This window comes from Noviluteimonas lactosilytica (assembly GCF_020866925.1).
GTDB lineage: Bacteria > Pseudomonadota > Gammaproteobacteria > Xanthomonadales > Xanthomonadaceae > Noviluteimonas > Noviluteimonas lactosilytica.
The window spans coordinates 105,741-119,315 of the sequence record NZ_JAJGAK010000002.1; the positions used below are offsets into that span (position 1 = coordinate 105,741).

Annotated in this window: 10 protein-coding genes; 2 read left to right on the plus strand and 8 right to left on the minus strand. The window is 68.2% G+C overall.

The annotated features are described in order from the left end of the window. Window positions 1-82 precede the first annotated feature (82 nt). Window positions 83-544, plus strand: a complete 462-nt coding sequence (locus LK996_RS09695) for a hypothetical protein (RefSeq protein WP_230526979.1) — start codon at window positions 83-85, stop codon at window positions 542-544. Between the two features lie 105 nt (window positions 545-649). On the opposite strand, the gene LK996_RS09700 is transcribed toward LK996_RS09695, so the two are convergent. From LK996_RS09700 to LK996_RS09710, 3 genes are all read right to left on the minus strand, one after another. Beyond that, window positions 650-1,042: a hypothetical protein gene (locus tag LK996_RS09700; RefSeq protein WP_230526980.1), complete on the minus strand. Its 393-nt coding sequence runs from the start codon at window positions 1,040-1,042 to the stop codon at window positions 650-652. Between the two features lie 86 nt (window positions 1,043-1,128). After that, window positions 1,129-2,412, minus strand: a complete 1,284-nt coding sequence (locus tag LK996_RS09705; protein ID WP_230526981.1) for an epoxide hydrolase family protein — start codon at window positions 2,410-2,412, stop codon at window positions 1,129-1,131. A 262-nt stretch (window positions 2,413-2,674) separates the two neighbouring features. Beyond that, window positions 2,675-3,121 carry an Ohr family peroxiredoxin gene (locus LK996_RS09710; protein WP_230526982.1) on the minus strand — a complete coding sequence of 149 codons (447 nt, stop codon included), beginning with the start codon at window positions 3,119-3,121 and terminating at the stop codon, window positions 2,675-2,677. A 248-nt stretch (window positions 3,122-3,369) separates the two neighbouring features. Here LK996_RS09710 and LK996_RS09715 point away from each other — a divergent pair, with 248 nt between their 5' ends. Further along, entirely contained in the window at window positions 3,370-3,816 is a 447-nt protein-coding gene (locus LK996_RS09715) for a MarR family winged helix-turn-helix transcriptional regulator (RefSeq protein WP_230526983.1), read from the plus strand. A gap of 17 nt (window positions 3,817-3,833) precedes the next feature. Here the strand turns inward: LK996_RS09715 and LK996_RS09720 are convergent, their stop codons facing one another. The 5 genes from LK996_RS09720 to LK996_RS09740 form a co-directional block, all read right to left on the minus strand. After that, on the minus strand, window positions 3,834-6,122 hold the full coding sequence (locus LK996_RS09720; protein WP_230526984.1) for a winged helix-turn-helix domain-containing protein: 2,289 nt from the start codon (window positions 6,120-6,122) through the stop codon (window positions 3,834-3,836). A 50-nt stretch (window positions 6,123-6,172) separates the two neighbouring features. Then, entirely contained in the window at window positions 6,173-6,604 is a 432-nt protein-coding gene (locus LK996_RS09725) for a protease inhibitor I42 family protein (RefSeq protein ID WP_230526985.1), read from the minus strand. Between the two features lie 102 nt (window positions 6,605-6,706). Further along, a complete protein-coding gene (locus tag LK996_RS09730; protein WP_230526986.1) occupies window positions 6,707-8,491 on the minus strand; it encodes a S8 family peptidase in 1,785 nt (594 codons plus the stop codon). A gap of 27 nt (window positions 8,492-8,518) precedes the next feature. Further along, a complete protein-coding gene (locus LK996_RS09735) occupies window positions 8,519-11,596 on the minus strand; it encodes a YadA-like family protein (protein WP_230526987.1) in 3,078 nt (1,025 codons plus the stop codon). Window positions 11,597-11,767: 171 nt separating this feature from the next. Beyond that, window positions 11,768-13,534, minus strand: a complete 1,767-nt coding sequence (locus LK996_RS09740; protein WP_230526988.1) for a YbhB/YbcL family Raf kinase inhibitor-like protein — start codon at window positions 13,532-13,534, stop codon at window positions 11,768-11,770. Between the last annotated feature and the right edge of the window lie 41 nt (window positions 13,535-13,575).

The window sequence follows — 13,575 nt, forward strand, 5'->3', positions numbered from 1 at the left end:
TACCGTAGTTTTACTGGCCGGCGACCCGGATTTCTTCGGGCGGGCGGCGTGTCAGGACCTGCGGGAAGACTTTCGGGCCGTCTTGCGGCCGGTCGACTTGCGAGCGGTGGACTTCCGGGCGGTCGATTTGCGGGCCGTCGACTTGCGCGTTGCCTTCTTCGCCGGCGACCTGCGCGTCGTCTTCCTTGCCGCCGATTTCCGCCCGGTCTTCTTCGCGGCGGACTTCCTGCCAGTCGATTTCCTCGCCGTCGATTTCCTCGCCGTCGACTTCCTCGCCGTCGACTTCCGTGCGCTCTTCTTCGCCGGCGACTTCCTCGCCGTCGACTTCTTCGCAGCTTTCTTCGTCGACTTTTTTGCAGCCTTCTTCGTCGACTTCTTCGCGGCCTTCTTCGTCGACTTCTTCGTCGCCTTCCTGCCCTTCGCCCCGCCGTCCTGCTTGTTGACCGTCGCCCACGCGATGCGTTCGGCGGCGGCGGTCGAACGCCCCTCCTTCTTCTCCGACTCCTCGATGTGTTCTGCCTGGCGCTTCTGCTTCGACGAGTAAGACGATTTGTCGCCACGCGGCATGACGCTTCCTCCGTTGATCATCCGCGCGCAGCTTTAATGGCCGCGACGTCATGCCTTCGTGATTGCAGCGATCGGAGCGCGATCAGCCCGGCGGCTTCGCCTTCCACGCAAACTCATCGGCGCGCATGCGCAGCGCGTGGGCTTCGTCGAGCGCTTGTTGCGGGCGCATCTCGCGCCACGCGGCGGCGCGCTCGCCGTCGAGCAGGCGCATCACGCCCTTGACCATGCCCTGCGTCATCGAACGCGGGGCAAGCGGGATCACCGAGAACACGCGCTTCTTCCAGTCGAATCCCCAGCACGCCTGCTGCACGGTCTTGCCGCGCTCGATGCGCGCCGCGCCGTGCAGGCTTTCCTGGTTGCACGCAGGCAGCATTTCGTCGGTGAGGCGGATCGTGGTGCCGTCCTTGCGCTTCGCAGTCGCGATTTCATCCGCGCACGCGGGCGTGGCGAACGACGCCGCCAGCAGCGTCGCCATGCACATCCACGTTGTCGCGCCGGTCCGGAGCATCGGGGTCAGAGTACCTTTTCCGCCGGAAAAGGTGCTCTGACCCCTGTTCTTGCTTAGTGCAGCATGGCGCGGAACCCCGCGCGGACTTCCTTCGTGAACAGCTCCGGTTGCTCCCAGGCCGCGAAGTGGCCGCCCTTCGGCAGGCGGTTCCAATGCACGAGCTTCGGGTAGGCCTTCTGCGACCAGCTCTTCGGGGCGGTGTACAGCTCGTCGGGGAAGGTGCTGACGGCCACGGGGATCTTCACGCCCTTGACCGCGAAGTACGACAGCTTGTTCTCCCAGTACAGGCGTGCCGCGGAGAGGTGGGTGTTGGTGAGCCAGAACAGCGTGATGTTGTCGAGCACGTCGTCCGGCGTCAGGCCTTCGGGCTTGCCGTCGATCGAGCGCGCGATCATGTCGTAGCTCTTCGGGTCGTGATCCAGCATCCACGCCGCAAGGCCGATCGGTGAATCGGTCATGCCGGTGGTGGTCTGCGGGCGGTCGGCCATCGTCAGCGCGTAGCCGATGTGCTTGTACGTTTCGGCGAGTTCCTCGGCCGCCTGGCGTTCCTCGGGCGAAAGGCCTGCGGGAATCGGTTCGCGCTTGAACAACGCAACGTCGATTTCGGGTGGCACGACGCCGGCCATGTTGGTGTGGATGCCGACCAGGCCCGGCGGCTCTTTCAAAGCCATCAGGTCGACGACGACGGAACCCCAATCGCCGCCGGTGGCGCCGTACTTCGTATAGCCGAGGCGTTCCATCAGCGCGATGTAGGCGTCGGCGATGCGTTCGGGACCCCAACCGGGCGTCGACGGCCGTTCGGAGAACCCGTAACCGGGCATCGACGGGATCACGAGGTGGAACGCATCTTCGGCCTTGCCGCCATGCGCGGTGGGATCGGTGAGCGGCCCGATGATCTTCATCTGCTCGATCACCGAGCCGGGCCAGCCGTGGCACACGATGAGCGGCAGCGCGTTCTCGTGGCTGGAGCGGATGTGCATGAAGTGGAAGTCGAGGCCGTCGATCTTCGTCAGGTAGTTCGGGTAGGCGTTGATCATCATCTCGATCTTTCGCCAGTCGTACTTCGTCGCCCACTGGTTGGCGAGCTTCTTGATCGTCGCCAGTTGCACGCCCTGCGTGGAATCGTTGACGGTTTCGCCATCGGGCCAGCGCGTCGCTTCGATGCGCCGCTTGAGATCGGCGAGCTCTTCGTCCTTCGCGTGGTATTCGAAGGGACGCAGCGCGGTGGAGTCGCTGGTCTTCTCCGACAACAGATTCACGGCCCCGGAGTCGCCGAGCATGTCCGCCGGCATCTTCGAAGGCGTGGATCGCGGGACTTGTGGTGTGGGTTTGGCCATGGTGGCCTCCTCGAAAACGCGCAGCCGCACGCCGCACGTGGAGCGCGGCTCCGCATGTGTTGACCCCTGCTTGTGGTGTTCACCGACAGTTGGCGAACGCGTTCGCCGGGATGTGGGGTTGCGTGACCGCCGCTCACCGAAGGTGTCTGTCGTTCACTCTTCTTACGCCGCACGATTGCCTTGCGCAATCGGCGAATGCCCGCTTGCCGCACAACATCACGCGGCCGGTTCGACGCATCGAACCGGCCGCGTTATTGCTGCGTTACGAGGTGTGCACGTTCAACACGACGTCGATGTTGTTGCGCGTCGCCTTCGAGTACGGGCAGATGAGATCGGCCTCGTGCGCGATCGCTTCCGCCGTCGCCTGGTCCAGGCCCGGCAGCGCGACGTCGAAGCGCGCACGCAGGAAGTAGTCGGCGCCGGCCTGCAACAGGTCGACCTGGATGTCGACGGCCATGTCGGCGGGCAGCTTCACCTTCTTCTGCATCGCGACCAGGCCGATCGCGGTGATGTAGCAAGCCGACCACGCGCCGGCGAACAGCTGCTCGGCGGTCGGGTGCGGCGCGGCGTCTTCGAACACGATCGCCTCGGCGCCCGGCGCCGCCACGTGCAGGTCGACGCCATGGTTGTTGGGGTTGGCGCCTTCGCGGCGGGTCGGCGTGGTGTGGGTCTTGCCGGAGAAGAGGACGTTTTCGCGCATGATGGTCATGGGGATACCTTTGGGTCTGCTGGGGGCAATCCGCCCGCCTCGTGGCGTCGCGGATATATCGCATGCGATGGGTTCGTATGCGAGGCGCGCATCGTGCCCATGTGTCCCAAGGGCGTCAAGTGAGGTCGCGCATGCCTCACGAACATCACGCGTCGACGGATTGACCCCTATGTATCAGCGACATCGTTCGCGCTTGCATCGCATGCGATGTATTATCCGGCGACGCGACACACCCCCGGAGCCGCCCCATGGCAACCCCCACCGCCCCGAAGCTGTCCGAGTTCCTCTGCTTCGCGGTCTACTCGGCCAACCTCGCCTTCTCCAAGGTCTACCGTCCGATGCTCGATGAGCTCGGCCTGACCTATACGCAGTACGTCACGCTCGTCGCCCTCTCGGAAGAAGGCGACCAGACCGTCGGCGGCATCGGCGCGAAGCTCTTCCTCGAGTCGAACACGCTCACGCCCATCCTCAAGAAGCTCGAAGCGATGGGACTCGTGGAACGCGCGCGCGACCCGAACAACGAACGCCAGGTGCGCGTGACGCTGACGAAGAGCGGCAAGCGCCTGCGCGAGAAGGCACTGGGCTTCGACCTGAAGCACTCCACCGGCCTGACCGCGAAGGAGTTCGCGCGGTTGCAGAAGGAGATCGTGTTGCTGCGCGATACGCTGATCGAATCGACGCAGGAATCCGCGTAGCTGCGTCTGGCGCCTGGTTACAGTGCCGGTTCGATCGCCGCGTCGCGCTCGCCGCGCAACGCCTGCACGCGCGTTTGCGCGGTCGACACCATCGCGCTTTCGCCGAGCGCGCGGTACAGCGTCAGCGTCGTCCACGCGACGCGATAGTCGGCGCCAGCGAATCCATCGAGGTCGCCGAGGATCGCGGCCGCTTCGTCGCGCTGGCCGCCGGCGAGCAACAGCTTCGCGTGCAGCAGGCCCGCGAGCACGCGGCCATCGGGCGAACCGGTGCGCTCCATGCGCACCGCGGCTTCGCGGGCGATGCGGATCGCGCGTGCGGCGTCGCCTTCGCCGGACGCCAGCAACGCGCGCGCCACGTCCCACGATACGTCGCCCTGCCCTTCGGCCGGTGCTCGTGCGACCCAGCCACGCGCGGTGTCGAGATCGCGATTGCGCAGCGCCGCCTGCACGGCGGCCAACGCCAGCGAGCCTGGCACCTCGGCGCCGGACGGCGGCGTCCGCTTCGCAAGCGCGCCGGCTTCCGCGTTCGCACCGCGTGCGAGCGCGAGGCGCAGGCGGAGTTCCTGCACGATTGCGTCGAGGCCTTCGCCATTGCGCGCGACGTCGTCGATGGCAGTGCCCGCATCACGCAGGCGGCCGGTGGCCAACGCCGTGCGCGCGCGCATGTTCGCGATCGCGGACGCGAGGTAAGGGTCCTCGATCGACTTCGCCAGCGTCGCGGCTTCCGCCATGGAGGCAGCGGCGTGCGCGGGCTGCACCTGCACCATCTGCGCTTCGGCCTTCGCGAGCCACGCGGCGGCGAGGTAATCGCGCACGTCGAACTTGCGGAACGTGGCGATCGCGCCGTCGAATTCCTGCAAGGCCTGCGGCAGGTGCCCGCGTTGCGTTTCGATGCGGCCGAGGTTGACGCCGACCGTTGCCGCTTCGACGAGGTTGCCCGAACGCTGCATCGCGATGCGCGCCATGCCCATGTCGTGCACCGCGTCGTCCATCTTGTCCTGTTGCACGCGCGCGACGCCGCGCCCGTTGTACGCGTTGCCGATCAGCACCGGATCGTCCGCGCCGCCCTGCTCCAGCAACGCGAGCGCCTGCGCGTACAAGGATTCCGCCTTCGCGAACTCCCCGCGACGAATCTCGACCGCGCCGCTTCCCATCAACGCTTCGGCGCGCACCACGCGATCCACCGACTCGCCCGCCTGCAGGATCGACGCGAAGATGCGGGATGCTTCGTCGACGCGCCCTGCGCGGAATTCCAGCTGACCCTCGCGCAGGCGCAGGCGCGGCTCGTTGCGCTGCGACGCGGGCGTCGAATCGATCAGGCGGCGCGCACTCGCGAGCTGGCCCACGAACAACTCCGCGTCGATCCGTTGCACGCGTTCGGTCAGCGCGCTCGGCGTGCCCTCGTCGCCGCTGGTGCGGCCGATGCGACGCAGCCAGGCGTCGGTCGCCGCGGCAGCGGCGGCGAGCGGCGTGCTGCCGGCGGCTTCGACGACGCGCGCGGCGCCATCGTGGACATTCAGGCGCACGCGCCATCCGCGCGCGTCGTGCCGCGCCTCGGGCGACACGACCCAACGTGCGCCGCTGTTCGCACGCAGCGCCTTCCATGCAGTGCTGTCGTCGGTGGTGCCGGGCTTGGCCAGCGCGCTCAGGTGCAGCGTCTGTTCGCTGGGAACGACCTTCAACCCGCTGCGACGCAGGCGACTCGCGACGTAATCCATCGCACCCAGCCGCACCCACGCATCTTCCGCATCGTTGGGCGCGACGGCGACCGGGAGCACGAGCACGAGGTCGCTCGCCTGCGCGGCGTCCTGCGTCGCCTCGTTGCGGAAGTACGACCATGCGCCCCACGCGCCCGCGACGACGAGCAACGCGATGAGCGGGACCGCAAAGCGACGCCATGTACGCGATGCGCGGATGTCCATGGACGTCGACGTCGACGTCGGCGTCGGCATCGGCGGAGCGACTGGCTCGGGCGCAACGACGGCGACCACTTCCTTCACCGGCGCGATCCACTGATATCCGAACCTCGGCACCGTGCGCACGAACGCCTGCCGTTCGCCCGTATCGTCGAGCGCCTTGCGCGCGCGCAACATCGTCTGCGCGACGACCGTGTCGCTGACCTCCACGCGCCCCCACACCGCCGCGATCAATTCGTCGCGGCCGACGGCGCGCTCACGATGCGCGATCAGATACGCGATGCATTCGAACGACTTCGGCGGCAACGCGACGCGGTCGCCACCGCGCGTCAATGCGCGCGACGCGGCATCCAGTTCGAACTCGCCGAATTGATAGCGTGGCTGGCGCATGAGCCCACCATGCTAAACCAACCGGCAGGCGCGCCGTAGCGGGGATCGGGTCACTCGACGCGAACGTCGAACGTGGTGGCGCGGGCGTCCGTCGCGTCCGTCAGGCCATGGCGGCTGAAGCTGAATTGCAGCAAGCCGCGGCCGGTGTCGTGCGCGCGGAATGTCCAGGTATCGGCGGCGCCCGACGGACTCATTGCGCGATTGCCGGGATCGGATTCGACGCAGAGAAACGCGGGCACGCGTTCGTCGAGCGACCACGCATGCCCCGTCGCGGGGCTGGCCGGCAGGACGACGCGCAGCACATCGCCGACGTTGATGCGGATGGGTGCGTGCGCATTGCGCGCATCGATGTCGACGATGCGCCGCGGACCGAGCGGACTTCCCATCGCCTGGTGGCACGCCGTGGCTTGCGGTCGAACATCGGGTTGCGTGGCGCCGTGGTCGGGCGCGCCGCTCGACGCATTGCACGCGGCCAGGAGCACCGGCAGGCACGACGCGGCGAGGCGATGGAACGAAACAGGAATGACACGTCTCCGGAAAACAGGCCGGGCGCGAACGCCCGGCCTGCGTGTTGCAGCGATGGATCAGCGAACGGTGGCGCGCACCGAAACGCCGGCGAGGTCGGCGGCCGCGGTGATCTTCAGGTAGTAACGCCCCGCGGCCGGCGTGTTGAGCACGATCGTCTGGTTCGTGCCCGGGCGTGCGGAGGCGCCGATGTTCGACGCGGGCATCGGCTCGGATTCGTACTGCGCATAGAGGCGCGCGGTGCCGCGACCGTTGTACGTCAGGAACTCCAGGCGCGTGGCGTTGGCCGGCACGTCGATCTGGTAGATCACGCTCTGGCCCGCAGCGAGCGGCGGCACCGATTGCGCGACGCCGCTGGTCATCGGACGACCGGTCACCGGCTGGCCGAACGTCTGCGCACGCTGCACGGCGGCGGTCGCATCGACGATGCCCGCGCCGATCGCGCGATCGGGCTTCACCGGGAACGGACGCGCCGACGACACCAGCAGGCCTTCGACCTGCGCGGGCGTCAGCGGCTTCGGCGCCATGCTCTGCATCAGCGCGACGATGCCCGCGACGTGCGGCGTCGCCATCGACGTGCCGGTGTAACCGGCGTAGATGAAGGCGTTCGGTACGGTCGTGCCGTTGTTGAGCGTGGACCAGATGTGACCGTTCGGCGAACCTTCGACGCCCGCGCCGCCGGGCGCCGCGAGATCGACCTTCGTGCCGTAGTTCGAATACGACGCACGCTGGCCGCTGTAGCCCGACGCACCGACGGTCACGACGTTCGCGCAGCTCGCCGGCGAATGCATCGACGCATCCGTGTTGTCGTTGCCCGCGGCGACGACGACGGTGGCGCCCAGAGAGATCGCGATGTTGACCGCGTCCTGCGTGACCTGCGGGCAGGTTTCATTGCCGCCGAGGCTGAGGTTGATCACTTCGGCCGGATTCGGATTCACCGGCACGCCGGGCACCGTGCCGCCGGCGGCCCAGATGATGCCGTCGGCGACGTCGGAGGTGTAACCGCCGCAATGGCCGAGCACGCGCACCGGCACGATGCGCGCATCCGGTGCGACGCCCGCGCCGCCGACACCGTTGTTGGTGACTTCGGCGATCGTGCCCGACACGTGCGTGCCGTGCCAGGAGCTGTTGCGCGCGCCGGAACCGGCGCCGCACTGGCCGGCGGTCGTCCAGTCGCCGAGATCCCAGCCGCCCGCTTCCTGGAGGTCGGTCGCGCGACCCGACACGTCCTTGTCCGTGATCATGTCGTAACCGGGGAGCAGGTTCGCTTCGAGATCGGGGTGGTGCGTCGCGCCGGTGTCGACGACCGCGACGACGACGCCCGCGCCCTTCGCGCCGAGGTCCCACGCGGACGTCACGCGCGCGCCGCCAGTGCCGGTGCCGTAATGCCACATCTGGTGCGTGGCGAGCACCGGGTCGTTCGGCAGCGCATCGGCATGCACGCGGCCATCGACCGCGACGTATTCGACGTTGGCGCCGGCGGCGAGCGAACGCATCAGCGCTTCGGCCTCGAGCTTCGTCAGTCGCTGCGACGCACGCACGATGTGCATGTTGCCGCCCGCGGTCGCGCGCATCGTGCTCACGCGCAGGCCGGCTTTCTTGCCGGACGCATCGGCCTTCATCGCGATCTGCGGTTGTGCACGTGCGGTGGCCGCGTCGAGCGACTTCTGGCGCGCGGCGGGCTGCAGGCGTTCCGGGCTGCCTGCGCGGTACTTGACGATGAAACGCGGCGCCTTGGACGTGGTGGCGTCGTTGATGGCGGAGAAGTCGATCTTGGCGCCCGCGAACGCCGGGGCGCATGCGCCGGCGAGCACGAGGCACAACAGGGAATTGCGAAGGATCATCTGTGTGGTTCCTGGAAAAGTGTTCGGTTAGAGGTCGATGCCGAAGCCGACGCCGGCGCTGGAATCGCTGCCGCTGAACGCGCCGCCGATGCTGATGGAGGCGCGATCGCCGATCTGCTTCGAGTAGCCGACCGAGAGCGCGCTTTCGCCGTTCTGCCAGCCCGCGCCGACGCCGATGCGGCCGTTCTCGCTGCGGCTGTTCGCGGCGTTGATCGCCATGTTCAACATCGCCGCGCCCATCGCGCCCTGCTGGTCGATGCGTTCTTCCTGCTTGCCGAGGCGCAGGTTGAAGTCGTCGCTGAAGGCGGTGATCTGGTCGCCGAACGCCTGCATGCGCGCATCGGTGTAGGCGTTGGCGCTGTTGAGCGTCGCGGTCGCGCGCGTGTCGGTGTACGTGTTCGCACTGGCGAGCGTCGCCGCATCGCCCGCCTGCACCTGGCCGACGTTCGCGGCATCGGTCGTGGCGGTGCCGGTGGCGACGTTGGTGACGCGACGTTCGTGGCCTGCCGAACCGACGGACACGGTGTTCGCCTGGTCGGCGACCGAGCCTGCGCCGATCGCGACGCCGCCCTGCGCGGTGACCGTCGCACCCTGCCCGATCGCGGTGCCGCTGTCGGCGGTCACGTTCGCATTCGTGCCGATCGCGGTGTCGGTCGTGTCGGTTGCGTTGCTGCCGTTGCCGATGGCGAGGCCGTCGCCCATGCCCATCGGCATGCCGCCACCCGGCGTGGTTTCGAGCGTCGTGATGCGCGAACCCAGCGTCGTGATCGCGGTGTCCAGCGTGCTGACGTAGGCGTTGAGCGAACCCAGCGCGCTGTCGACCGCGCCGAACGCGCTGCCGACATCGGAGTACGCGCCGCCCTGGATGTCGTACGTCGGCATCGCGAACAGGCCGTCGGATCCCATCATCGCGCCGCCGCCGAACGCCGCCGCGATCCCGCCGAGCTGCGCCGCGCTGTTCGCGCCGATCTCGACGAGCGCCGAGTTGAGCTGCCCGAAATTCACCGCATCGGTGTCCTGCGTGCCCGCGGCCACGTTGGTGAGCTGGCGTTCGCTGCCCGCGGCACCGATCGACACGGTGTTCGCGCGGTCGGCGACCGAGTTCGCGCCGAGCGCGACGCTGTCGTCTTCCATCGCGATGCTGTTGTAGCCGAGCGCCGACGAATTCATGCCGAGCGCGAAGGCGTTGGTGCCCGACGCCATCGAGTAATCGCCTTCCGCGTAGGCATAGGCGCCGAGCGCGGCGGCGTACTGGCCGAGCGCCTGCGCGTTGTCGCCGTAGGCCGCGGCCGATTCGCCGGAGGCGATGCTGGCGTTGCCGCTCGCGATCGCATTGAGGCCGGTCGCCGATGCACCGGCGCCGAACGCGACGGCGTTGTCGGACATCGCCTGAGCGCCGCTACCGAAGGCGATCGCGTTGCTGGTGTCGCCGTCGGCGAGGTTGTCGACGAGCGCGTCCACGCCGATTGCGATGTTCGTCGTGCCGAAGCCGCCGAGCACCTGCGCGTTCGTGCCGATCGCGATGTCTTCGTGCCATGCCGCGATGGCGCCGTGGCCCAGCGCGACGCTGTCGATACCCCACGCCACGCTGTCGGCGCCGTTGGCGATCGCGAATGCGTCGTGCGCTTCGGTGCGATAGCCGATCGCGACGCTCTGGTGGCCGTGCGCATCGGCGACGAAGCCGAGCGCGGCCGAACCGTTGATCACGGTCGGATCGAGCGAATTGAACTGGCCGGTGCCGCCGAGGCGGCTGTCGAAGTCGCTCGTGGCGGCGGCAGGACCGACGGCCGTGTCGTAGTTGCCCCACGCATAGCCTGCCGCGCCGAACACCTGCGCGCCGATGCCGAGCGCGGTCGAACGACCGTACGCGCCGGAGAAGCTCGGATTCGGACGCGGCGTCGCGCCGAATGCCAGGCCGTAGTCGAGATAACCGCCGACCGCACTCGAGCCCTTGCCGACCGCATACGTGTACGTGCCGAGCGCCATCGACTGGTTGCCGTAAGCGATCGCGCCGAAACCGATCGCGGTACCCCAACCGCGCACCGTCGCGGCGGACGAGCCGATGACCGTGCTGTTCTGGTCCTTGTACGTCGGCAGGTAGGTCGTGAAGCCGGTGACCGGATCCTTGATCGGAACGCCGGCGTCGCTGACGTTCGGCAGGATCACGTCGCCCTGCGTGGACGCACCCGCGCCGATCACGACGTTGCTCGTGCCCTGCGACGCAGCGCCCGTGCCGATGACCGTGGAGTTCGTCGCCAGGCCCGCGGCATAGAACGGGCTCACGTCGCCGAAGCCGGTGACGAGCGTGCCGACCTTCGCCTCGGCGCGTGCGCCCTGGCCGATCACGATCGTGCCGTTGCCGTTCGCACGCGCGCCGGTGCCGATCGCGACCGCGTTCGACGACGGCGTCGCCATCGTCGTCTGCACCATCGTCGTGACGCCGGCGGTGGTCGTCGCGGTGATGCCGTTGATGACGTTCTCGGTGGTCGCGCCGTTGCCCAGCGCGATGTTGTTGTTGCCGTTGGCGCGCGATGCGTTGCCGATCGCGATGCCGTTGGCATTGCTGGCCGGGCCGTTGGTCGTCGTCGACGTCGTGGTCACCGTGTTCGGCGTGCCCTGCACGGTGGTCTTGGTCGTCGTCGTGTTCAGCGACTGGGTCTGCGATGCGTTGCCGATCGCGACGCTGTTGTTGCCGGTCGCCACCGCGCGCACGCCCACTGCCACGGTGCCCGTGCCCAATGCCTGCGCGGCCGCGCCGATGGCGGTCGCGTTCGCGCCGTTGGCCCACGTGATTTCGTTGGCATCGACGGCGCCGTCGGCGTCGAGGTCGATCCACGACCCGATCGCCGTGGTGTTGTCGCCGGTCGCGGTGGTCTCGACGCCTTCGGCGACCGAGCCCTTGCCGTTCGCCTTGGCGCGCGGACCGCACGCCAGCGCATCGGCGCCCGGCGCGCTGCTGTCGACGGTCAGCGGAAGCCCGGTGGCCTGGTCGACGAGCTGGCAGTTGGTGCCGGCGATCGCGCTGGTCGAAAGCGCGGGCATGGTGAGCGCCGACATCAGCGCAAGGGTGAGGACGCGGCGTTGCAGTGGACGATTGGGTCGCATGTGACGGTCTCGAAGGAAGGTGGCCGGGGACGGCTCCGCGGCGACACCGCCCCCCGGCCAACTCCCCGACCCGCAACCTCGCCCGGCGACAGGCACGCCGGCTTGAGCGGGCGATGACAATCGCCCGCCGGTCGATCACATTTCGATGACAAGCGCGCAACAGCGCGCTGTCTACTTCATCGGCTTCTGATCCTGGTCGTAGGTTCCGACCAGTTCGCCTTTCGCGATGACATGGCCTTTCGCGGCCGCAAGGACCGCGTCGCGATCCGCACCGGGCGGCAGTTCGAGCGTCGTGTCGAGCGCGAGCACCGCGAAGTGATAGTGGTGCGGCGGGTCCTCCGCGGGCGGGCGCGGCCCGAGGTAGCCGGTGTTGCCCTTGCTCGTCGCGCCTTGCATCAGCCCTTCCGGTTCGGTCAGGCGCGGCTGTTCCTGCAATCCTTCCGGCAGCGAGGTCGTCGTCGCGGGGATGTTCCAGGCGACCCAGTGGACGAACGGCGTGATGGGCTTCGCGTCCGGGTCCTCCATGATGATGGCGTACGACCTGGCGCCGTCGACGCGGGACCACGCGATCGCGGGCGACACGCCGTCGTAGTACTCGCTGTGCTTTTTCGGTATCGCGGCCCCGGGCTTGATCGTCGGTGACGAGACTTCGATCGTGCCGGTCGCCTTCGTTTCCGGACGTTGCATCGCGACCGGAACGCCGATGCCCTGCTTCGCCTGCGCCTGCATCGGGCCCGCGGGTGGCGTGGCCTGCGAGCCGGCGCCCTGCGTGTTCGCCTGCGCGACGCGGTAGATCACACCGTTCGCATCGTCGCCGACGAGCAACGCGCCGTCCTTCGCGACCGCGAGGCCGACTGGCCGGCCGATGTGCGCGCGTCCATCGTCGACGAGGAAGCCCGTGAGGAAGGGGGTGATCGACTTCGGTTGCCCGTCCTCGAAGTCCACGCGTACCACTTCGTAGCCAGACGGGGGCTCGCGATTCCATGAACCGCGCATGGTCACGTAGGCATCGCCGTCTGGCGCGAACACGAGCTGCATCGGCGCGGCATGCGCGGTGTAACCGAGCACCATCGGCACACTGTCCTTCGCCCACTGTTCGCGCGTGATGCCGCCCGGTGGCGGCGCGCCCTGCACGTTGATCGCGTTGTCCCCGTACGCGTGCGGCCAGCCATACTTCTTTCCTTTCTCCAGCTTGTTGAGTTCTTCGGGCTGGAGATCGTCGCCGAGCGAGTCGATGCCGTGGTCGACGCCCCACAACTCGCCGGTCGACGGATTCCAGGCAAAGCCGATCGTGTTGCGCAGGCCGCTGGCGAACACCGTGCGCGACTTGCCGTCGGGCGAGGCGCGCAGCAGGGTCGCGGCTTCGGGATTGCTTTCGTTGCACGCGTTGCAGGTGGAGCCGACGCTGATGTAAAGCATGCCGTCGGGGCCGAAGGCGAGCGTGCGGTTGCCGTGCTGCCCGCCATCGGGCAAATCGCCGAGCAGCATGTCCAGTGGGCCGAGCGTGCCGTCGGGCTGGATGTCGGCCGCGAAGACTTCCTTGACCGTCGCGATGTAGATCTTGCCGTCGTGGATCGCGAGCCCGTGCGCGCCCGCGCGATGCGCGACCTGCACGGGCGCACCGTCGGCCCTGCCATCGCCATTGGCGTCCTTCAGCATCAGCACGTCGCCCTGGTCGCGACGACTGACGTACACGGTGCCGTCCGGCGCGACCTGGAGGATGCGTGCGTTCTTCAGGTCTTTCGCGAACACCCCGACGCGATAACCATCGGCGACCTCGAGCGCTGCGATGCGCTCCGGGGTGGCGTCGACTTTCGCGGGCTTCACCACGTGCGTTTCGATCGCTTGCTTCGCGCTCTCGTCCTGCGCCCATGCGCCCGTGCACGCGAGCGCGCATGCGATGCCGATCAGGTTCCGTTGCAGGGCATTCCGTTTCATGGCGATTCTCCGAAGGCGTTCGATGCTGGAAAGTCGCGAGT

Excerpts from the sequence above, each read along its gene's own strand:
- LK996_RS09700 (WP_230526980.1), bottom strand. The coding sequence starts at position 1,042 with ATGGCGACGCTGCTGGCGGCGTCGTTCGCCACGCCCGCGTGCGCGGAT.
- LK996_RS09705 (WP_230526981.1), bottom strand. The coding sequence starts at position 2,412 with ATGGCCAAACCCACACCACAAGTCCCGCGATCCACGCCTTCGAAGATG.
- LK996_RS09710 (WP_230526982.1), bottom strand. The coding sequence starts at position 3,121 with ATGACCATCATGCGCGAAAACGTCCTCTTCTCCGGCAAGACCCACACC.
- LK996_RS09715 (WP_230526983.1), top strand. The coding sequence starts at position 3,370 with ATGGCAACCCCCACCGCCCCGAAGCTGTCCGAGTTCCTCTGCTTCGCG.
- LK996_RS09720 (WP_230526984.1), bottom strand. The coding sequence starts at position 6,122 with ATGCGCCAGCCACGCTATCAATTCGGCGAGTTCGAACTGGATGCCGCG.
- LK996_RS09730 (WP_230526986.1), bottom strand. The coding sequence starts at position 8,491 with ATGATCCTTCGCAATTCCCTGTTGTGCCTCGTGCTCGCCGGCGCATGC.
- LK996_RS09735 (WP_230526987.1), bottom strand. The coding sequence starts at position 11,596 with ATGCGACCCAATCGTCCACTGCAACGCCGCGTCCTCACCCTTGCGCTG.
- LK996_RS09740 (WP_230526988.1), bottom strand. The coding sequence starts at position 13,534 with ATGAAACGGAATGCCCTGCAACGGAACCTGATCGGCATCGCATGCGCG.